Here is a 20,017-nt window from a genome sequence, read left to right on the forward strand (position 1 = left end):
TAACCCCAGCGTTGCTCCCACCGTATGACTTTGCCCGCCCGCAGCCCGCGTTATCTGGACAAAAACTCCAGTGGACGGCTCGGGTGAGGGGGATCATGGGCGGCCGGAAAAACATGCCGCGTAACTCCCGGTAAACTTAGGGATTGTGACTTCCCAAAACACCCCCACCCCGACCAATGCTGCCGAACCGGCGGACGCCAGCGAACAGATGCGCATCCGCATGGAGAAGCGCGCCAAGCTGATCGAACGCGGCGAGGCCTACCCGGTGGGTGTTGAGCGCACACATTCCCTCAGCGAGATCCGGGAGAAGTACGCCCACCTCGAAGCTGACGACACCACCGGCGACGTCGTGGGCGTCAGCGGCCGCATCGTGTTTATCCGCAACACCGGCAAGCTTTGCTTTGCCACGCTCCAGGAAGGCGGCACCGACGGCAAGGGCACCCGGCTTCAGGCCATGCTGAGCCTGGCTAATGTCGGCGAGGAATCCCTGGCCGAATGGAAGGCCCTGGTGGACCTGGGCGACCACGTCTTTATCAGGGGTGAGGTCATCTCCTCCCGCCGCGGCGAGCTGTCCGTCATGGCCGAGTCCTGGTCCATGGCCTCCAAGGCGCTGCGCCCCCTGCCCGTGCTGCACGCCGGCCTGAACGAAGAGACACGCGTCCGCCAGCGCTATGTTGACCTGATGGTCCGGGACGAGGCCCGCGAGATGGTGTACACCCGCGCCGCGATCACCCGTTCCATCCGCGAGACGCTCTTCCGCCGCAACTACGTCGAGGTGGAAACCCCGATGCTGCAGCTGGTCCACGGCGGCGCGCTGGCCCGGCCGTTCGAGACCCACATGAACGCCTTCGACCAGAAGATGACCCTGCGCATCGCCACCGAGCTTTACCTCAAGCGTGCAGTGGTGGGCGGCATTGACCGCGTCTACGACATGGGCCGCGTGTTCCGCAACGAAGGCGTCGACTCCACGCACAGCCCGGAATTCACCACGCTGGAGTGCTACGAAGCCTGGGCCGACCAGTTCGTCATGGCGGACCGCATCAAGGAGATCATCCTCGACGCCGCGGACGCCGCCGGCGTGGGCCGCACCTTCCAGACTGAAGCCGGTGAGATCAACCTCGACGGCGAATGGGCCTGGCTGGCCGTTTACCCCGGGCTCTCCGAAGCAGTGGGCCAGGAAATCACCCCTGATACCACGGTGGAGGAGCTGCGGAAGGTGGCGGCCAAGCACGACGTCAAGGTGGATCCCAAGTGGGACGCCGAGAAGCTGGCCGTCGAGCTGTTCGGTGAAATCGTTGAACCCACGCTGCTGAACCCGACCTTCGTGTACGACTACCCGCCGTCGGCACAGCCGCTGGCCCGCCAGCACCGCGACGACGACCGGCTGATCGAAGCCTGGGACCTGATCATCGGCGGCATGGAACGCGGCACCGCGTTCTCCGAGCTGATCGACCCCGTGATCCAGCGTGAACGCCTCACCGAACAGTCCATGCACGCCGCGGCCGGTGACGTCGAGGCCATGCAGCTGGATGAGGACTTCCTCCGCGCGCTGGAATACGGCGCCCCGCCCATGGGCGGCATCGGACTCGGGATCGACCGCCTGGTGATGCTGTTCACCGGAGCAGGCATCCGCGAAACCATCCTCTTCCCGCTGCTGAAGCCCGAAGGACACTAGCCGTGGAGTACGTTGCAGTCCTCCTGCCCTCCCTCGTGGTCGGGTTGCTGTTCTGGTTTGCCATGAAGGCGATCTTCAATGCAGACAAGTCGGAACGCCAGGCCGAAGCGCGGGCACACGCTGAAGCTGAGGCCCGCGCGGCTGAATCCAATCATGGACCGAATGCCGCACCTAATAGCGGAACCAATGCCGGCGACGGCAGTAGCACAAACTAATACTTCCTGCTTATTCCTGCCCACCATTCACAGGAACCTTTTGCCGCTTTGACGCGTTGCCATAAACAGGGGGATACTTTTTACAGATACATCCTGCTTTTCTGAATACCGTCCTTTCCACAAGAGAGAATTTCATGGCACAGAAAGTAAAAATCATCCTTGTCGATGATCTGGATGGGGGAACCGCGGACGAAACTGTCCGTTTTGGGCTTGACGGCGCCAGTTACGAAATTGACCTGTCGGCCGCCAATGCCGGAGAACTCCGCTCCTCCCTGGAGCGGTTTGTTTCCAGCGCCCGCAAGACGTCCACCGGCCGCGCGACCCGCACCAAGGCTGCAGGCGGCCGGAATCAGGACTCTGCACAGATTCGCCAGTGGGCCCGGGAGAATGGCTACGCGGTTAACAGCCGCGGTCGGATCCAGGCTGAAATTCAGGAAGCCTACCAGAAGGCAAATTCCTAGCACTGCCGCCGTTTTGGGTGGAAAAGCAATGCCCCTGCCAAACGGCGGGGGCATTGCTTTTTGAATACCGGGGCGCCGGCCTGCCCAAGGCATGCCGGTAAAGCGGGCCCGCTTTTTCCGGCGTTATTGCGGCCGCGAACCAGCCCGCCGAGAGTTCCGCACAAGAACAGCACAATTGGGGCGGTGCGGACGGCCGCATTCAGCACGGACAACAAAGCGAATGTGCGCCTGGTGCCAGTGGCGCAGCACCCTTCCCGGCCGGCAGTGTCAACCCGCAAAGCGGCTCCGGGTTTCCCCTGTGGCGAACACGCTCCACAAGTCCGGGTCCGCCACGTAGCATCAAAGTACGTCGTAGCTAGGAGTGTGGCGAAATGTTTGAGCGATTTACGGACCGTGCCCGTCGCGTAGTTGTGCTTGCCCAAGAAGAGGCACGCATGCTGAACCACAATTACATCGGTACCGAACACATCCTCTTGGGTTTGATCCATGAGGGTGAAGGCGTTGCCGCCAAAGCTCTGGAGTCCTTGAGCATTTCGCTCGACGGCGTACGCGAGCAGGTGCAGGAGATCATCGGCCAGGGCCAGCAGGCCCCGTCCGGACACATCCCCTTCACCCCGCGCGCCAAGAAGGTGCTGGAGCTCTCGCTCCGCGAAGCCCTGCAGCTGGGACACAACTACATCGGCACGGAGCACATCCTGCTGGGACTCATCCGCGAGGGTGAAGGTGTGGCTGCCCAGGTGCTGGTGAAGCTCGGAGCGGACCTCAACCGCGTCCGCCAGCAGGTGATCCAGCTGCTCTCGGGCTACCAGGGCAAGGAGACCACCGGCGCAGGCGTCGGAGCGGGCCAGCCCGAAGGCGCCCCTGCCGGCTCCGTGGTCCTGGACCAGTTCGGCCGCAACCTGACCCAGGCTGCGCGCGAGAACAAGCTGGACCCGGTCATCGGACGCGAGCAGGAAATGGAACGCGTTATGCAGGTCCTTTCCCGGCGCACCAAGAACAACCCCGTCCTCATCGGCGAGCCCGGCGTCGGGAAGACCGCCGTCGTGGAGGGACTTGCCCAGGCGATCGTTCGCGGGGACGTACCGGAGACCATCAAGGACAAGCAGCTCTACACGCTGGACCTTGGCTCCCTGGTGGCAGGTTCCCGCTACCGCGGTGACTTCGAAGAGCGGCTGAAGAAAGTCCTCAAGGAGATCCGCACCCGCGGCGACATCATCCTCTTCATCGACGAAATCCACACCCTTGTGGGTGCGGGTGCTGCCGAGGGTGCCATCGACGCAGCGTCGATCCTGAAGCCCATGCTGGCCCGCGGCGAGCTGCAGACCATCGGTGCCACCACGTTGGACGAATACCGCAAGCACATCGAGAAGGACGCAGCGCTGGAGCGCCGCTTCCAGCCGATCCAGGTCAAGGAGCCCTCGGTTGCGCACGCGATCGAAATCCTCAAGGGCCTGCGCGACCGGTACGAGGCGCACCACCGCGTCACAATCACCGACGGCGCCCTCGCCTCGGCAGCCAACCTGTCCGAACGCTACATCTCGGACCGCTTCCTGCCGGACAAGGCGATCGACCTCATCGATGAAGCCGGCGCCCGCCTGCGCATCCGCCGGATGACGGCTCCGCCGGAGCTGAAGGCCATGGACGAGCGCATCGCCGAACTCAAGATGGAGAAGGAATCCGCGATTGACGCGCAGGACTTCGAAGGCGCCGCCTCCCTGCGCGACAAGGAGCAGAAGCTCATTGCCGAGCGGGCAGAGAAGGAACGCCACTGGAAGACCGGCGGCATGGACGACATCTCCGAGGTGGATGAGGATCTCATCGCCGAGGTGCTGGCCAACTCCACGGGCATTCCGGTCTTCAAGCTGACCGAGGAAGAGTCCTCGCGCCTGCTGAAGATGGAAGACGAACTGCACAAGCGCGTCGTCGGCCAGAACGAAGCCATCAAGGCCCTGTCCCAGGCCATCCGCCGCACGCGTGCCGGCCTGAAGGACCCGAAGCGTCCCGGTGGCTCGTTCATCTTCGCCGGCCCCACCGGCGTCGGCAAGACCGAACTCGCCAAGGCCCTCGCCGAGTTCCTGTTCGGTGAAGAGGACGCCCTCATCACGCTGGACATGTCCGAGTACTCCGAGAAGCACACGGTTTCACGGCTCTTCGGTGCCCCTCCGGGCTACGTCGGCTACGAAGAGGGCGGTCAGCTGACCGAGAAGGTCCGCCGCCGTCCGTTCTCCGTGGTGCTGTTCGACGAAGTGGAGAAGGCCCACGCGGACCTCTTCAACTCACTGCTGCAGATCCTGGAAGACGGCCGCCTGACCGACTCCCAGGGCCGCGTGGTGGACTTCAAGAACACCGTGATCATCATGACCACCAACCTTGGAACGCGCGACATCTCCAAGAGCGTTGCCACCGGCTTCCAGTCCGGCACGGACACGCAGACCGGTTACAACCGGATGCGCGCCCGGGTCACGGAGGAGCTCAAGCAGCACTTCCGCCCGGAGTTCCTGAACCGTGTTGACGACGTCGTGGTGTTCCCGCAGCTGACGCAGGACGAGATCATCGAGATCGTGGACATGTTCGTGACGCGCCTGGAGAAGCGCCTCAAGGACAAGGACATGGGCATCGAGCTCACCAAGGCAGCCAAGGTGCTCCTGGCCACCCGCGGCTACGATCCCGCCATGGGTGCCCGGCCGCTGCGCCGGACCATCCAGCGCGAGATCGAGGACCAGCTCTCCGAGAAGATCCTCTTCGGCGAGCTGCACTCCGGCGACATCGTCGTAGTGGATGTGGACGGCGAAGGCGACGACGCCAAGTTCACCTTCGAGGGAAACGCCAAGCCGCGCATCCCCGAGATCGCCCCGAGCGTCTAAGCTCCACGTTCAAGGCCCCGCCCGCTTCCCACCAGGAGCAGGCGGGGCCTTTTCCGTTTGTCATCACCTAGTCGCGCCGTCTGTTGTGTGCGGGGGAAAGCGTGTTGAATCTGTTCATGGCAACTGAGAACTCGGCGATCCTGAGCGAACAACCTGCGACGCCCTTTCACCATATCGACCACTACCTCGCGATCCCCAGGGTTAGCGGTTTGGCACTTAGCCCTGACGGAAAGCGCCTGGTGACCCCGGTTGCCACGCTCAACGGCAAGGGCACCGAGTATGTGACCGCCCTTTGGGAGCTGGATCCCAAAGGCGAAAAGCATGCCCGCCGGATAACCCGCAGTTCCAAGGGCGAGGCCGGTGCTGCTTTCGCCTCCAACGGGGACCTGTATTTCACGTCGGCGCGGCCGGATCCCGAGAGCCCTGACAGCGACCCCGTCAACGCACTCTGGCAGCTGCCGGCCGACGGCGGGGAAGCCCGCGTGGTCCTGTCGCGGGCCGGCGGGATCAGCAAGGTTATGGCCGCCGCGGACACGGGTGCAACGTTCGTGACCGCGTCAGTCCTGGCAGGTTCCGCGGACGAGGAGGCGGACGAGGAATGGCGAAAGAGCCGCAAGGACAACAAAGTGTCCGCCATCCTCCACAGCGGCTACCCGGTCCGCTACTGGGATGCCGACCTGGGCCCCGACCAGCCGCGGCTGTTCGCCGTGGAACCGGGGGAGGACAAGGAACCCGGCAAGCCGACGACGGTTGACGCTGCCGCCCCGCTCAAGCTCCGCAACCTGACGCCGGACGCGGCAGGATTCCTGCGCAACGCTGATTCGGTGGTCAGCCCCGACGGCAAAACCATCTACACCAGCTTCGACAAGCCCCTCGCCAAGGCTGACTCGCGTTCGGTCCTGATGGCCATCGACGTGGCCACCGCGACGCACAAAGTCCTGCTGGACCAGGAAGGAATGAGCTACTTCGCGGGGCCGGTGAGCCCTGACAGCCGGACATTGGTGGTGATGAGCGAGTCGGACACCACCCCGCACCAGGCTCCGCAGGTGAGGCTGCATCTGCTGGATGTCGGCGCCCCGGGGGAGCCGGCAGCAAACCTCCGGCCGTTGGCCCGCAACTGGGACCGCTGGGCCATCCGTGCAGCCTGGTTGCCGGACGGCTCCGCCCTCCTCGTGACGGCCGACGACGACGGCGCCTCCCCGGTTTTCCGGATCACTCTCGCAGGGGAAGGGGAAGGGGAAGGGGCAGGGGCGGGGGCCGGGTCCGGCCACGCGGGCAGCGAAGAAGTCACGCGGGTGACGCGTGACGCGGCAGCCTATACCGACGTCGTGGTTTCACCGGACGGGCTGAGCGCATACGCGCTGCGAAGCTCCTACGAGTTCCCGCCGGAAGCGGTTCGGATCGACCTCGCGGACGGCGGGGTCACCAGGCTCCCGGCACCCGCTGAGCGTCCCCGCATCCAGGGATCACTGGAGCGGATCGAGGCGACCGCCACCGACGGCTCCCGCGTTCCGGCGTACCTGGCCCTGCCCGATGGCGCCTCGCCACAGACGCCGGCGCCGCTGCTCTTGTGGATCCATGGCGGACCCCTGGGTTCGTGGAACGCCTGGACGTGGCGGTGGAACCCCTGGCTGCTCGTTGCCAAGGGCTATGCCGTGCTCCTGCCGGATCCTGCCCTGTCCACAGGTTATGGCCAGGCCTACATCCAGCGCGGCTGGGGCGAATGGGGCAAGGCGCCGTTCACGGACCTCATGGAGATCACGGACGCCGCGGTGGTACGCCCGGACATTGACGCATCGCGAACTGCTGCCATGGGCGGCTCCTTCGGCGGCTACATGGCGAACTGGGTGGCCGGACAGACCGACCGCTTCGACGCCGTCGTCACCCACGCCAGCCTGTGGGCGCTTGATCAATTCGGCCCCACCACCGACGCGTCACAGTATTGGCTAAAGGAAATGACGGCCGAGATGGCACTGGAGAACTCACCCCACCTGCACGTGGAGAAAATCAGCACGCCCATGCTCGTAATCCACGGCGACAAAGACTACCGCGTGCCCATCGGCGAGGGCCTCCGGCTGTGGTACGAACTGCTGTCCAAGTCACAGCTTGCTGCCGATGAGAACGGCCGGACGCCGCACCGGTTCCTCTACTACCCGGACGAGAACCACTGGATCCTGCAGCCGCAGCACGCGAAGGTCTGGTACGGCGTGGTGGAGCACTTCCTCGCCAGGAACGTGCTGGACCAGGACGTACCCCTGCCCGCCGACCTGGGGCTCTAAATTTCTCCACAGCGGATGGAGATAGCGGCGCAGCCACGGCTTGCGTCACATGGCGCAGGCTCCGAGCCGGAGGAGGGCGGCCGTAAGATGGGGGCTGTGACTGAGACCTTCCGCATCCGCCCTGCCCGCACCAGCGACGTGGCCGCCATCAAGAACCTGGTGGCTCCGCTGGCGGAAGAGAGGATCCTGATGGCCAAGGAGACGGTGGCGTACTACGAGAGCCTGCAGGAGTTCAGGATCGCGGAGTCGGCCGACGGCGAAGTGATCGGCTGCGGCGCCCTGCACGTCATGTGGGAGGACCTGGCCGAGGTGCGGACCCTGGCGGCGTCGGACCGGTGGCGCGGCAAGGGCGTTGGCCATGTGCTGGTGGAAAGTCTCCTCGAGGATGCCCGGGCGCTCGGCGTTTCCCGGGTGTTCTGCCTGACGTTCGAAGTGGACTTCTTCAAGAAGCACGGCTTCGACGTCATGGCCGACCAGACGGCCGTGGATCCGGTGGTGTACTCGGAGTTGCTCCGGTCCCATGACGAAGGCGTGGCGGAGTTCCTGGACCTCGCGCGGGTGAAGCCCAACACGCTCGGAAACACGCGGATGATCAAAGTCCTTTAGCCCTTTTTGGTGTTGCCGATTATGTCTGACTTGCAAGCCTTCCCATATATCGAATCGATGTATAAAGTTAATCCTGCTTGCTTGGAACAACTGGATCCCTCACCTCATCAAAGGAACAAAAATGCGCCAACACGCCATTTTTCCGGATTTTTCGGCCTTTCAAATGGACTTGCCCGGGGCTGACAGCCTGCGCGATCCAGCAGGCCAGCTTCTTGAGGCATCGGCGTTCCACATAGGCGCCGCGGCGTGGCCGGATTTCCTGCCAGCCTCTTGGGGGAAGACCTGAGGCCGGCAGGGCAAGCCAAGCCGGGCACGGAAAAGGGACAGTCTATTGGGGGCTGTCCCTTTTCGTTTGCCTCCGCTGGGCCGGTGAACCGACAGGGCGCTACCGCAGCCGGGGATGCGGTAGTAGGGTCAAGACAAAGCTGCCAGGACACCGAGGAGCACTGCGATGAAGAAGCTGATCAATGATCCCCGCGCTGTGGTCGACGAGTCCGTGGAAGGCTTTGGCCTTGCGCATGCGGACATCGTGACCGTCAGCACCGAGCCCAAGTTCATTACCCGCAAGGATGCGCCGGTGGCCGGGAAAGTGGGCCTTGTCAGTGGGGGCGGCAGCGGCCACGAACCGCTTCATGGCGGCTTCGTGGGGGTGGGGATGCTCGACGCCGCCGTTCCCGGCGCAGTCTTCACCTCACCCACGCCGGATCAGATCATACCGGCCACCTTGGCCGTGAACTCAGGCGCCGGCGTCGTGCACATCGTCAAGAACTACACCGGTGACGTCCTCAACTTCGAAACAGCCGCGGAAATGGCTGAAGCCGAAGGCGTGCAGGTCCGCACCGTACTGGTCAACGACGACGTTGCCGTGGAGGACTCGCTGTACACGGCCGGCAGGCGGGGCGTGGGCGGCACAGTCCTAGTGGAGAAGATCGCCGGTGCTGCCGCGGAACGCGGGGATGACCTCGACGCCGTCGCAGCGATCGGAGACCGCGTCAACCAGAACGTGCGCAGCATGGGCGTCGCGCTGTCCGCCTGCACTGTCCCGCACGCCGGCGTGCCCAGCTTTGATTTGGACGAGAAGGAAATCGAGATCGGCATCGGGATCCACGGCGAGCCCGGACGGCACCGGATTCCCATGGAGAACGCCGACGGCATCACGAACCGCCTCCTTGAGCCTGTCCTGGGGGACCTTGGAATTGCTTCCGGCGACAAGGTGCTGCTGTTTGTGAACGGCATGGGCGGGACGCCGCAAAGCGAGCTCTACATCGTGTACCGCCGCGCGGCGCAGGTCCTCGCGGACAAAGGAGTCAGCGTGGAGCGCTCGCTGGTGGGCAACTACATCACCTCGCTGGAAATGCAGGGGTGCTCCATCACCGTGCTGCGGCTCGACGACGAACTCACCGGCCTGTGGGACGCCCCGGTCCACACCGCAGCCCTGCGCTGGGGGATCTGACCGTGGGACTGGATGTTGACTGGGCCGTACGGTGGCTTACCCTTTCCGCGCAGGCCATGGCGGACCACCGGACGGAGCTGATTGAACTGGACCGTGCCATCGGGGATTCCGATCACGGCGAAAACATGGACCGCGGCTTCAAGGCGGTGCTGGCGAAGCTCGCCGAGGCGCCCCCGGCCACACCCGGCGCGGCCCTTAAGCTCACGGCCATGGCATTGATGTCCAAGGTTGGCGGGGCGGCCGGCCCCCTCTACGGCACCGCCTTCCTGCGCGCTGCCACGTCCCTCGGAGACGCAACGGACATCGACCCCGAAGCGCTGGCCGCGGCGATCCAGGCCGCCCGCGACGGCATTGTGGCCCGCGGCAAGGCCGAGTCCGGCGACAAGACCATGGTGGACGCCTGGACACCGGCCGTCGAGGCAGCGGCAGCGGAAGCCGCTGCCGGCAACGGGGACGTTCTCAAGGTCCTCCATGCGACCGCTGAAGCCGCAGAGGCCGGGGCAGTTGCCACTGATCCGCTGATTGCGCGGAAGGGACGTGCCAGCTATCTAGGGGAGCGCAGTGCCGGCCACCGCGACCCCGGAGCAGTCTCCACCGCCCTGATCCTGCGCGCCGCGGCGGGGGCAGCCGAATGACGGTCCGTCTGGTTGTGGTGTCCCATAGCGAAAAGATCGCCGACGGCGCGGTGGAGCTGGCCGCCCAAATGGCGCCCGACGTCGTGATCCTCCCGGCGGGCGGTACCGACGACGGCCGCATCGGCACCAGCCTGGAGAAAGTCATGGCCGCGCTGGAACAGGCGGCGGGCGGCGACGGCGTCGTGGTGCTCACGGACCTCGGCTCCGCTGTGATGACGGCAGAATCGGCCGTTGAGTTCCTGCCCGAACCCGACTCTGTCCTGCTGGCTGACGCGCCCCTGGTGGAGGGGCTGGTGGCGGCCGCAGTCGCGGCGCAGGCGGGGGCCGACGCCGCTGCGGTGAAGCAGGCAGCCGAGGCCGTCCGACCTGCTCCGGTCCCGGAGGCCACGGCCACTCCGGCGGAAGAGGCAACTCTTGGGCCGCCCGAAGCCACCGGTGATTTTGAGCTGATCAACCAGGCGGGCATGCACGCCCGGCCAGCAGCGAAGATCGCGGGGGGACTGGCAGGCCTGGAAGCGGAAGTCACGGTCAACGGCGTGGACGGCGCCTCGATGACCGGTCTGATGACCCTGGGGGCCGGCATGGGATCAGTCCTGCACGTCGAGGCCTGGGGCCCGGACGCGGCGAAGGCCGTAAAGTACGTCGGCGGGCTGGTGGAAGCAGGGTTCGGCGAGCCCTGACTGGCTCCCTCTCCCTGACGGGCGGTCCCTCGCTGACGGCCCTTTCGCAGGGTCCCTCCCGCCGGCTCCGCTGCGGCTTTACGGCGCCTGCCGGAGGCCCTCGGCGTCGAGCACTATGCCCGCCGTTATGAATTTTCCGCACTGCTCGCCGAACGGGTACTCCGCACGCGGCGTGAAGGTCAGGGTGCGCTCAGGCAAAGGTGTCCCTGCTGTGGACGTGCCGGTGGCCGTGGCGTCGATGCGGGATTCCGTCAGTACGTCCATCATCAGCATGCCGGTGAGCGTGCCGTCGGGCGAGGATGTTGCCGAACACGGGCCGTCGGGCCCGGCCGAGGGTTCGCAACCCAGATCCACGGAAGTGCTGCCGGGCATCAGCTCAAGGTCGGCCTCCCGGCACGTCCCGTCCTGGCAGGCCTTTAAATGGATGGCCTCGACGGTTGGCACGTAGCTCGCTGCCACCGTCAGCGCCACCACCGGTGCCTGCGCGATTGCCGGGCACGGCACTGCCTCGGGCATACAGGCGGACGGGATCAGCGACGTCGTGACCACCGCGAAAAGTACGCCCAAGCTGCGCATGATCCAGCGTAGATCCGCCAATGGCAGTGGCGCCAGCACGAAATAAACTTGCCGTGCCGGGACGCGGGAGCGAAAGCTCAGGCCGGGAGTCTCAGGCCACCCAGGTGCAGCTCCGCCAGGCCGTCGTCCACTAGACCGGCCAGGGCGCGCTCCAGCTGTTCCGGGGCGGAATTGAGCCGGTGGAGCGCCGCCAGCGGAACGCCGATGCCGCCGGTCCCGAAGCCAAGCTCGGCGGCGGGCTGATGGAACATTTCCGGTGCCACGGGGGCATCCGCCAGGCGAAGGACAGCCATCACGGCACCGCGGACCTGCCGGTCGGTGCCGTGCCAGGCCTGTCCCTTCGGGGTGTACGACGGCGGCGGCTCGCCTGCCGCCCGCCACGCGCACGCCCCGCGTACCGGGCAATCACCGCATTTCGGCGTCCGAGCCGTGCACACCAATGCCCCCAGCTCCATGACCGCAGCGTTCCAGCGCACGGAAAGCCCGACGTCGGCCGGCAGCAGTTCAGCGGCCAGCCGCATCTCCGCGGCGGTCAGCGACTGCGACGGCAGCGCCGTGCCCGAAAAGAGCCGCGCGTGGACGCGGCGGATGTTTGTGTCCACCACGGTTTCGCGGCGGCCAAAAGCGAACGCGGCGACGGCGGCAGCCGTGTAACTGCCCACCCCGGGAAGTTCCAGCAGCTCGTCATGGGTGCCCGGAACGTCGCCGTTGTGTTTCTCCACGATGGCGGCGGCGGCCGCGTGGAGGCGCAGTGCCCGCCGCGGGTAACCGAGCCTGCCCCAGTGCCGCACGGCCTCGCCGGAAGCCTCCGCGGCGAGGTGTGCCGGCGTCGGCCAGCGGCGGAGCCAGCCTTCCCACACGGGCAGGACGCGGACCACGGGCGTCTGCTGCAGCATGATCTCGCTGACCAGGACGCCCCAGGCGGAGCAGCCGGATTCGCGCCACGGCAGCTTCCTGGCGGATGCCCCGAACCAGGTGTCGAGTGCTTCGTGCAGGGCCGCTAGCGGCGCGGCGGGGCGACTCGCCGGGGACATGGCGGTGGGTACGGCTAAGGCTTCGATGCAAATACTGTAGTGGATACTGGCCGGGGGTCCGTCCTTCGGCGTGGTGGTGCGCCAATGCCGCCCGCGTTCTCTAGCCTAGAAGGATGGTCAGGCAAGGCACTTCAGGAAAGAGCGGTTCGAAACCGAAGGGCACTCCCGGCCGGCAGCCAGGACGGCCTCCGCTGAAGGCCGTCTACCGCCGCCGCAGGCTGTTCGTCGGCCTGGTGCTGCTTCTCATCGTCTCGGTGTCCGTGGGAGGCTTTGCGGCCGTGTCCGGCGCCATGCGCGGCTCCTCTGAACAGGCCTCCTCGACTGAACACAACGGTTCGTCCGGCCCCTCCGCACAGCCGGAGCCCACGCCGTCCGCTTCGCCCACTCCCAGCACTCCGGCGACGCCAGCCTGCGACCAGAGCCTGGTCACTGTCACCGCGTCAACCGACAAGCCGGCGTACGCAGAAGGCGAAATTCCGCTGCTCAGCCTCAAGGTCACCAACGGCGGAAAGGTGCCGTGCGAGGTGAACCTTGGCACATCCCAGATGGAGTATACGGTCACAAGCGGTTCAGACCGGATCTTTTCGTCCGTCGACTGCCAGGCGGAGAGCGAGGACCTCATCAAAACGTTGGCCCCGGGCCAGAGCGAAACCGCCAACTTCCCCTGGCAGCGCAACCGCACCATCCCCGGCTGCGGAGCGGTGTCAGCCAAGCCCGGTGCCGGCGGTGCATACTACCTGCTTGTGGCGAGGCTGGGCACAAAATCCAGCTCAAAAGCGGCCTTCCAGCTCCTCTAAGCCGCTTTCCCGGGGTTTTAGAGGAACCGGTCCAGCAGGCTCGCTTCGGCCATCCGGCTCAATCCCTCTCGCACGGTGCGGGCACGCTGGTCGCCGATGCCGTCCACGGTCATTAGGTCCTCGATGGTGGCCGCCATCAGGTACTGCAGGCCGCCGAAGTGGTCCACCAGACGGTCCGCCACGGCCTTCGGCACGGCCTTCAGGCCGGACAGGAGACGATACCCGCGGGGCTGCACCACGGCGTCGAGCGTATCCACGCCGCCTGCAAAGCCGATGATGCCGGCGATCCTGCCGAGGTCAATCAGTTCTGTGGGGCCCAGGTTGAGAAGCGCACTGACGGCGCCGTCTATATCCTCCGGGGAGGCGTTCGGTCCGGCGTAATCGCGGATGATCACGTCACTGCCGGGCCCGCGGCCCACGGTTAGCTCGTCCAGCTGCAGTGACAACAGGCGGCCGTCCTCGCCGAGTTCGAGCACGTACTGCGAGATCTCCTCGGAGATCCGGCGCACCATTTCCTGGCGCTGCAGCGTCACGGCGACGTCGCGGACGGTCACCATGGCTTCGATTTCCAGGGCTGAGAGTGAGCTGGTGACCTGGTCCAGGCGGGAGCGGTAGCGTTCGAGGGTGGCCAGCGCCTGGTTGGCCCGGGCGAGCACTTTTTCGGATCCCTCAAGGACGTGCCGCAGCCCGTTCACGTAGAGGGCGATGATCTGCATGGACTGGCTGACGGAGATCACCGGGACGCCGGTCTGGATGGCCACGCGTTCTGCCGTGCGGTGCCGGGTGCCGGATTCCTGGGTTTCGATGCTCGAATCCGGAACCAGCTGCACTGCGGCCCGGAGGATGTTGCCGGCGTCCTTGTCGCAGATGATGGCGCCGTCCATTTTGGCGAGTTCGCGAAGCCGGGTGGGGGAGAAGTCGATCCCGATATCGAATCCGCCGGAGCAGATGGACTCAATGGTGCGATCGGACCCCAGAACGATCAGCGCGCCGGTGCGCCCGCGGAGAATGCGTTCCAGGCCATCGCGCAGAGCGGTGCCTGGAGCCACTCTGCCCAGAGTCGCCTTAAGCGAATCTTCAGGGCTCCGAGCCATAGGTTTTCCCTTCAAAGGTGCAGGCTTCCGCCTGCAGGTATGCCGGGTTTTACGATTCCACCGGCAGGATCAAAAGTACTCAAATTCCCACTGGCTCCATCCTAGAGGCAAAGGAGCGCATTGACCGCACGGATAAGCCTCAAAGTGGCCCGTCGGGGGGTGGCGGGAAGTGGCTCCCGAAGGCAGTAATTAAGGGGTTGTTGACCGGCCACTTTCGGGTATGTTGCGCGACCGGGCGCGTCCGGGGCCGGCCGTTCCGGGGGCGTTTCCCGGTGGCATTTCGCAGGCGCCTTCGGCGGGAGGCTGCCGCTGCGATAAACTTGGAACTTGGCGCTCAGCCAGTCCCTTCCCCCGTCAAGTGTCACGGGTAATCCCCCTCGCAGCGAAAGTAGCACCGTGTCCCAAGAAGTCCTCAGCCCCGCCCGAGTCCACGAGATTCACAAACAGGCGGCCCGGCGTCGGACGTTCGCTGTCATTTCCCACCCTGACGCCGGCAAGTCCACGCTCACCGAGGCGCTGGCGCTGCACGCGAAGGTGATCGGCACGGCGGGTGCGTCAAGCGGCAAGGCCAACCGTAAGGAAACGGTCTCGGACTGGATGCAAATGGAGAAGGACCGCGGCATCTCCATCAGCTCCGCCGCCCTGCAGTTCGCCTACCGGGACACCGTGATCAACCTGCTGGACACGCCGGGCCACGCCGACTTCTCGGAGGACACCTACCGCGTCCTGGCGGCCGTCGACTGCGCGGTGATGCTGGTTGATGCCGCGAAGGGCCTGGAAACGCAGACCATGAAGCTGTTCGAGGTCTGCAAGCAGCGCAATCTGCCCATCATCACCGTGATCAACAAGTGGGACCGCCCGGGTCTGGATGCACTGGCGCTCATGGACGAAATCACCGAGCGCACCGGGCTGCAGCCCATGCCGCTGACCTGGGCCGTGGGCATCTCGGGAGATTTCCGCGGCGTGTGGGACCTCCGCAACGACCGCTTCGCCCGGTTCCAGCGAAACAACGCCGGCGCCAACATTGCCCTCACGGAGTACTTCACCCCGGAGGAGGCCGCCGCCAGCCAGGGCGGCGACTGGTCCAACGCGGTGGACGAGGCCGGTTTGGTCATCGAGTCCAACCTGGCGTTCGACGTCGACGCCTTCCATGCCGGCAAGGCAACCCCCATCCTGTTCAGCTCCGCCGCCCTCAACTTCGGCGTCAAGGAAATCCTGGACGCCCTGGTGGACTTCGCCCCGCCGGCCGCGCCAAGGCCTGACGTGGACGGCGATCCCCGCCCGGTGGATGCCCCGTTCGCGGGTTTTGTCTTCAAGGTCCAGGCGGGCATGAACAAGGCCCACCGCGACCATGTCGCCTTCATCCGCGTGTGCTCCGGCATCTTCGAGCGCGGCATGGTGGTCACGCAGACCCGCACTGGCAAGTCGTTCGCCACCAAATACGCCCAGCAGGTGTTCGGGCGCGAGCGGGAAGTGATCGACGAAGCGTTCCCGGGCGACGTTGTCGGCCTGGTCAATGCCTCGTCGCTGCGGGTGGGGGACAGCCTGTTCCTTGACGAACCGGTCGAATTCCCCGCCATCCCGCTGTTCGCCCCGGAACACTTCCAGGTGGCCCGCTCCAAGGACCCCAGCCGCTTCAAGCAGTTCCGCCGGGGCATCGAACAGCTGGAACATGAAGGCGTCATCCAGGTTCTCCGCTCCGACATCCGCGGCGACCAGGCCCCGGTGCTTGCCGCCGTCGGCCCCATGCAGTTCGAAGTGGTGGAGGACCGCATGGCGCACGACTTCAGTGCCCCCATGCGCCTGGAACGGCTCCCGTACTCAATGGCAAGGATTTCGACGGCGGACGCCATGCCTGCGCTGGCCAACGTACCGGGCGCCGAGGTGCTGCTGCGTTCCGACGGCGAATACCTGGCCCTGTTCAACGACATCTGGGCGCTGCGGCGGATCGAGAAGAACCACCCGGACCTCACCCTGGTGCCGATCGGAACGCATAATCCCGCCAAGTAGCGCCCGCTTCGTTTTACATGGGATTCTCCGCGTCCTGGAGTTCCACTTCTGCCGTGGCCTGAATCAGCGCCAGGAGTTCCGGATCGAGCCCCGGCGCGAATTCTTCGCGGCGTTCCGGCGAGATCGTCATCGGGAATCCTTCGGGCATGACCTCCGTGCGTAGCTTGGTTCCGTCGTTCGACGGCGAGGCGCCCCTGAACAGCTTGCCCGCCTGGCTGAGGTCGTCGGCGCCAAAGGTGTACTGGATGCTTTGCAGGCCCGTGTCGAGCAGCTTCTTCACTTCGGGGAACTGCTCAGCGTTGGTCTTCGGAATCGGCAGAACCTTGCCCCAGTTCACTCCGAGGCTTTCGAGGGCCTTGGCGAAGGCGTTTTCGTGGGCCTGGTCCCGGACGATCAGGTAGGCGATCGTGGAGCGGGCCGTCTTGTTCTCCGTCATTTCGTAGATGCGGCATTTCTGCAGCCGCCCGGTGGATTCGAGCATCAGGTTGTAGAGAAGGTCCAGGACAAGGTTGCCGCTGTTGTACACGTAGGACCCGCTCCATGGATTGCCGGCGGCATCCACTGGCAGAGCACCCTGCGCGCCCACGAGGTAGTGATGGATGTTGCTGGTGTCCAGCGCGATTTTCAGGGGAGTGGCTCCCTTGGCTCCCGGCTCGTCCACCGGGTCGGTCTTTTTGCCCTGGTACCTCGGGGAGCCGTCCAAAAGCTGGGAGATGGTGGTTCCGATGAGTTCCACATGGCTGATCTCTTCGGTTCCGACGCCCTGGAGAAGGTCCTTGTAGGGTTTGGCGGCGGCGTCGCCGCGGAAGTTCATGCTTTGGAACAGGTACTGCATCATGGTGCGCATTTCGCCGAACTGCCCGCCAAGCCCTTCCTGGAGGGCGTTGGCTGCGGCGGGATCGGGTTCATCCGCGGCGATTACGTTGATCAGGAGCTGGGTGTGCAGGTACATGGGCTGGTTCCTCACTGTTGATCTGCTGCTGTGTTCCGCTGTTCAACTCAGGGTCCGGGGGCCTGGAGGCCAAGATGTGCGCCGGATCGGCACGATGAGCAAATAGTCGGCTCCCGGGCCAGTCCTCCCACCATAAGTATGCTTAGTATTGTTGGCAAGGGTTTCCTGCTATTCCCCCAGCCGAGCCAAGAAGAAGGAGAGACTCATCCCGAAGGCAACAGAATCCGCCCGTTCGGGCATGGTTCCGGACCTAGCGCCGCCCGGCGTGCAGGGCAAGTTCCAGCTCGAAGCGGGCCCGCGGATCTTCCAGCGCATCACCGAAAAGTTCGCGCAGCTGGGCCGCGCGGTATCCCACCGTCTGCGGATGAATGCCGAGCTCGGCAGCCACCGGAGCCCGCTGGCCCCAGTGTCGCAGCCAGGAGAGGAGCGTCTCCGCCAGCCGCTCCCGCTGCGCCGGGCGCAGCCCCTCCAGGGGCGCAAGCCTGCGCTCCGCCAATTCCGCGATGGCCGAGGGCTCGGATCCGAGGACAATCTGGGCCAGGTGGTCATCGGCCCAGACGGGTCCGTCCTCGGGGTCTTCCCGCGGCGGCAGCACGGAAGCCGCCAGCACAGCAAGCCGCAGGGAATCGGGCACCTTCTCCCAGCCCCCGGCCGGCCCCACGGCTGCGGACCTGCCCTTCAGGACCTTCTCCAGTCCCGCCCTGCCGGCCTCGGACTCCCGCGCCGGGACCAGGGCCACGGCATCGGTCTCGCGTTCCACCACCAGCGTCCCCGGCCCCAGCTGCAGCCGAAGCCCCGCCGCCCTGTCCAACGGGAGCGTAACCACAACCATCCTCGCCGGCAGGGACCAGTCGGCCATGGACGACGCCTGCCGCAGTGCAGCCTCGTCCGCCTGGCCCATCAGCAGCAGCTCCAGGAGTTCGGTCCTGCGCCGGTCCACCGCGCCTGCCCGCTCAGATTGTTCAAAGGCGTAGGCCTCGGCACTGACCGCGGACAGTTCGTCGATGTAGGCAAGGATCGATTCGCCGAGATCCACCACCACGCTCAGGCCCAGGTCCTTTTCCATCGAGATCCGCGACATCTCCCGGAATGTCACTCGCGCCCCCATGCGGTAGGCGCTCAACAGCGCGTCCATGCTCCGGCCCTGGCGGAATTCACCGCTGCCCAGCCCTGCCACCAGCTGACGGCTGTCCTCGGACAAAGCCGGGAGCCGTGTGCCGGGCAGCTGGAGGAAGCGTTCCAGCGCCGCGGCCACTCCCCGGCGAAGACCCCGTCCGAAGCGGCCCTCAATGGGCCTGGCATAGGCAGGAACCAGCTGCGGAACTGCATCGATGATTGCCTCCACAATGCCGGGCATCATGGGCCGCAGCAGGGCGCTGACCTCTCGGGGCAAGGCGAGCCACGGCGGGTCGTAGGCGGGGGCTGCGGAGCTCTTCGAGGCCGGTGGGTTCATGAGAGACTTCCATAAGTTGTTTTGGGGGAACAGTTTAGAACGTTCGATCGTATGCCTTGGGAGAAGAAATATGCCTCGATCTAACATAAGGTTAATAACATGATCCGGCTCCGTAAGCTGGCGCGCGCCGCATCTGTACTGACCACCCCGCTAGCTCCAGAAGATATTCTGTCGCTATTCAATCCTGTGTTCTCCGCCCGCCAGCTCCGCGGCGTTGTCACGAGGGTGGTCGCCGAAACGGCCGATTCCGCTACCATCTTTTTCCGTCCCGGCCGCGGGTGGAAGGCCCACCAGGCCGGCCAGTGGGCACGTATCGGTGTCGAGCTCGACGGCGTGCGGCACTGGCGTTCGTATTCATTGAGCGCTCCCGCAGGCCAGGACCCCGCCATCACCGTGACCGACGTCGGCGCCGTTTCCAGCGTCCTGGTCCGTGAAACCCGCCCCGGTGACGTGCTGTTCCTTGCCCCGCCGCAGGGCGACTTTATCCTCCCCGAGCACCCCCGTCCGCTGCTCATGCTCACCGCGGGCAGCGGCATCACGCCCGTCATGTCCATGGTGCGCACGCTGGTCCCGCACCGCCCGGATGCCGACGTCGTGCTGATCCACTCGGCCCGAACCCCGGAAGACAGCATCTTCCGAGGGGAGCTCTCGGAGCTTGCCGACCAGTTCCCCAACTTCAAGGTCACGCACTGGTTCACCGGCGAACGCGGCCGGGTGGACTTTTCCTCCGCCGCCGCCCTGGACGAACTCTGCCCGGACTGGCGCCACCGCGCAGCCTATGCCTGCGGACCCGAGGGCTTCCTGGATGACGCCGAAGCGCTGTGGTCCGCCGAAGCCGCGGCTGCCGAGGCAGAGGGATCCGCCTCGGCAGCCGGAGAATCCCACCAGCCGGAAGGGCCGTTCGCGGCCGACCCGATCAACCTCATCATCGAACGCTTCACCACCAGCCTGGCAGCCGGCGCCGGGCACGACGGCGGACTGGTCACCTTTGAGGCGTCCGACCGGGAGGTGGAAGCGGACGGAAGCACCCCGCTTCTGGACGTCGGCGAAGACGCCGGCCTGCTGATGCCCAGCGGCTGCCGGATGGGCATCTGCCACAGCTGCCTTATCCCCCTGCGGGCAGGGCATGTCCGCGACCTCCGCACCGGCGAAGTCCACGGCGAGCCGGGCCAACTAATCCAGACGTGTGTCTCGGCAGCCGCCGGACCCGTTAACCTCGACATTTGAGGAGCA

Annotated in this window: 17 protein-coding genes; 12 read left to right on the plus strand and 5 right to left on the minus strand. The window is 65.7% G+C overall.

Annotation, left to right across the window (positions count from 1 at the left end; genetic code table 11):
* Positions 1-145: 145 nt before the first annotated feature.
* The 9 genes from lysS (at position 146) to dhaM (ending at position 10,868) form a co-directional block, all read left to right on the plus strand.
* Positions 146-1,675 (plus strand): lysine--tRNA ligase, encoded by a 1,530-nt coding sequence (lysS, locus tag J7I92_RS15525; RefSeq protein WP_214841894.1) that lies wholly within the window; start codon positions 146-148, stop codon positions 1,673-1,675.
* A 2-nt stretch (positions 1,676-1,677) separates the two neighbouring features.
* Positions 1,678-1,890 carry a hypothetical protein gene (locus J7I92_RS15530; protein ID WP_214841895.1) on the plus strand — a complete coding sequence of 71 codons (213 nt, stop codon included), beginning with the start codon at positions 1,678-1,680 and terminating at the stop codon, positions 1,888-1,890.
* Positions 1,891-2,024: 134 nt separating this feature from the next.
* Positions 2,025-2,351, plus strand: a complete 327-nt coding sequence (locus tag J7I92_RS15535; protein WP_214841897.1) for an Lsr2 family protein — start codon at positions 2,025-2,027, stop codon at positions 2,349-2,351.
* 371 nt (positions 2,352-2,722) lie between these two features.
* Entirely contained in the window at positions 2,723-5,215 is a 2,493-nt protein-coding gene (locus J7I92_RS15540) for an ATP-dependent Clp protease ATP-binding subunit (RefSeq protein ID WP_214841899.1), read from the plus strand.
* Positions 5,216-5,331: 116 nt separating this feature from the next.
* Positions 5,332-7,494 (plus strand): prolyl oligopeptidase family serine peptidase, encoded by a 2,163-nt coding sequence (locus J7I92_RS15545; RefSeq protein WP_214841900.1) that lies wholly within the window; start codon positions 5,332-5,334, stop codon positions 7,492-7,494.
* Positions 7,495-7,581: 87 nt separating this feature from the next.
* Entirely contained in the window at positions 7,582-8,100 is a 519-nt protein-coding gene (locus J7I92_RS15550; protein WP_251040002.1) for an amino-acid N-acetyltransferase, read from the plus strand.
* Positions 8,101-8,551: 451 nt separating this feature from the next.
* The gene (dhaK, locus tag J7I92_RS15555) at positions 8,552-9,553 is read left to right on the plus strand and encodes a dihydroxyacetone kinase subunit DhaK (RefSeq protein ID WP_214841904.1); all 1,002 of its coding nucleotides are present in this window, start codon (positions 8,552-8,554) and stop codon (positions 9,551-9,553) included.
* A 2-nt stretch (positions 9,554-9,555) separates the two neighbouring features.
* Positions 9,556-10,188 (plus strand): dihydroxyacetone kinase subunit DhaL, encoded by a 633-nt coding sequence (dhaL, locus tag J7I92_RS15560; protein ID WP_214841906.1) that lies wholly within the window; start codon positions 9,556-9,558, stop codon positions 10,186-10,188.
* Positions 10,185-10,868: a dihydroxyacetone kinase phosphoryl donor subunit DhaM gene (gene dhaM, locus J7I92_RS15565; protein ID WP_214841908.1), complete on the plus strand. Its 684-nt coding sequence runs from the start codon at positions 10,185-10,187 to the stop codon at positions 10,866-10,868. Before dhaL ends, dhaM begins: the two co-directional genes overlap by 4 nt.
* A gap of 78 nt (positions 10,869-10,946) precedes the next feature.
* Here the strand turns inward: dhaM and J7I92_RS15570 are convergent, their stop codons facing one another.
* Complete coding sequence (locus J7I92_RS15570; protein WP_214841910.1) at positions 10,947-11,444, minus strand: hypothetical protein; 498 nt, start codon at positions 11,442-11,444, stop codon at positions 10,947-10,949.
* A gap of 77 nt (positions 11,445-11,521) precedes the next feature.
* Positions 11,522-12,478: an A/G-specific adenine glycosylase gene (locus J7I92_RS15575; protein WP_214841912.1), complete on the minus strand. Its 957-nt coding sequence runs from the start codon at positions 12,476-12,478 to the stop codon at positions 11,522-11,524.
* Positions 12,479-12,591: 113 nt separating this feature from the next.
* Here J7I92_RS15575 and J7I92_RS15580 point away from each other — a divergent pair, with 113 nt between their 5' ends.
* The gene (locus tag J7I92_RS15580) at positions 12,592-13,275 is read left to right on the plus strand and encodes a hypothetical protein (protein ID WP_214841914.1); all 684 of its coding nucleotides are present in this window, start codon (positions 12,592-12,594) and stop codon (positions 13,273-13,275) included.
* A 17-nt stretch (positions 13,276-13,292) separates the two neighbouring features.
* Here the strand turns inward: J7I92_RS15580 and disA are convergent, their stop codons facing one another.
* Entirely contained in the window at positions 13,293-14,369 is a 1,077-nt protein-coding gene (disA, locus tag J7I92_RS15585) for a DNA integrity scanning diadenylate cyclase DisA (protein ID WP_214841916.1), read from the minus strand.
* A 396-nt stretch (positions 14,370-14,765) separates the two neighbouring features.
* On the opposite strand from disA, the gene J7I92_RS15590 reads away from it, so the two are divergent.
* Positions 14,766-16,379, plus strand: a complete 1,614-nt coding sequence (locus J7I92_RS15590; RefSeq protein WP_214841918.1) for a peptide chain release factor 3 — start codon at positions 14,766-14,768, stop codon at positions 16,377-16,379.
* A 13-nt stretch (positions 16,380-16,392) separates the two neighbouring features.
* Here J7I92_RS15590 and J7I92_RS15595 read toward each other — a convergent pair whose 3' ends face one another.
* On the minus strand, positions 16,393-17,331 hold the full coding sequence (locus tag J7I92_RS15595; protein WP_214841921.1) for a manganese catalase family protein: 939 nt from the start codon (positions 17,329-17,331) through the stop codon (positions 16,393-16,395).
* A gap of 250 nt (positions 17,332-17,581) precedes the next feature.
* Positions 17,582-18,784, minus strand: coding sequence for a CdaR family transcriptional regulator (locus J7I92_RS15600; RefSeq protein WP_214841924.1), 1,203 nt, complete (start codon positions 18,782-18,784; stop codon positions 17,582-17,584).
* A gap of 99 nt (positions 18,785-18,883) precedes the next feature.
* On the opposite strand from J7I92_RS15600, the gene J7I92_RS15605 reads away from it, so the two are divergent.
* Complete coding sequence (locus J7I92_RS15605; protein WP_214841927.1) at positions 18,884-20,011, plus strand: ferredoxin reductase; 1,128 nt, start codon at positions 18,884-18,886, stop codon at positions 20,009-20,011.
* Positions 20,012-20,017 lie beyond the last annotated feature (6 nt).

It is taken from the genome of Arthrobacter sp. ISL-72 (assembly GCF_018613755.1).
GTDB lineage: Bacteria > Actinomycetota > Actinomycetes > Actinomycetales > Micrococcaceae > Arthrobacter.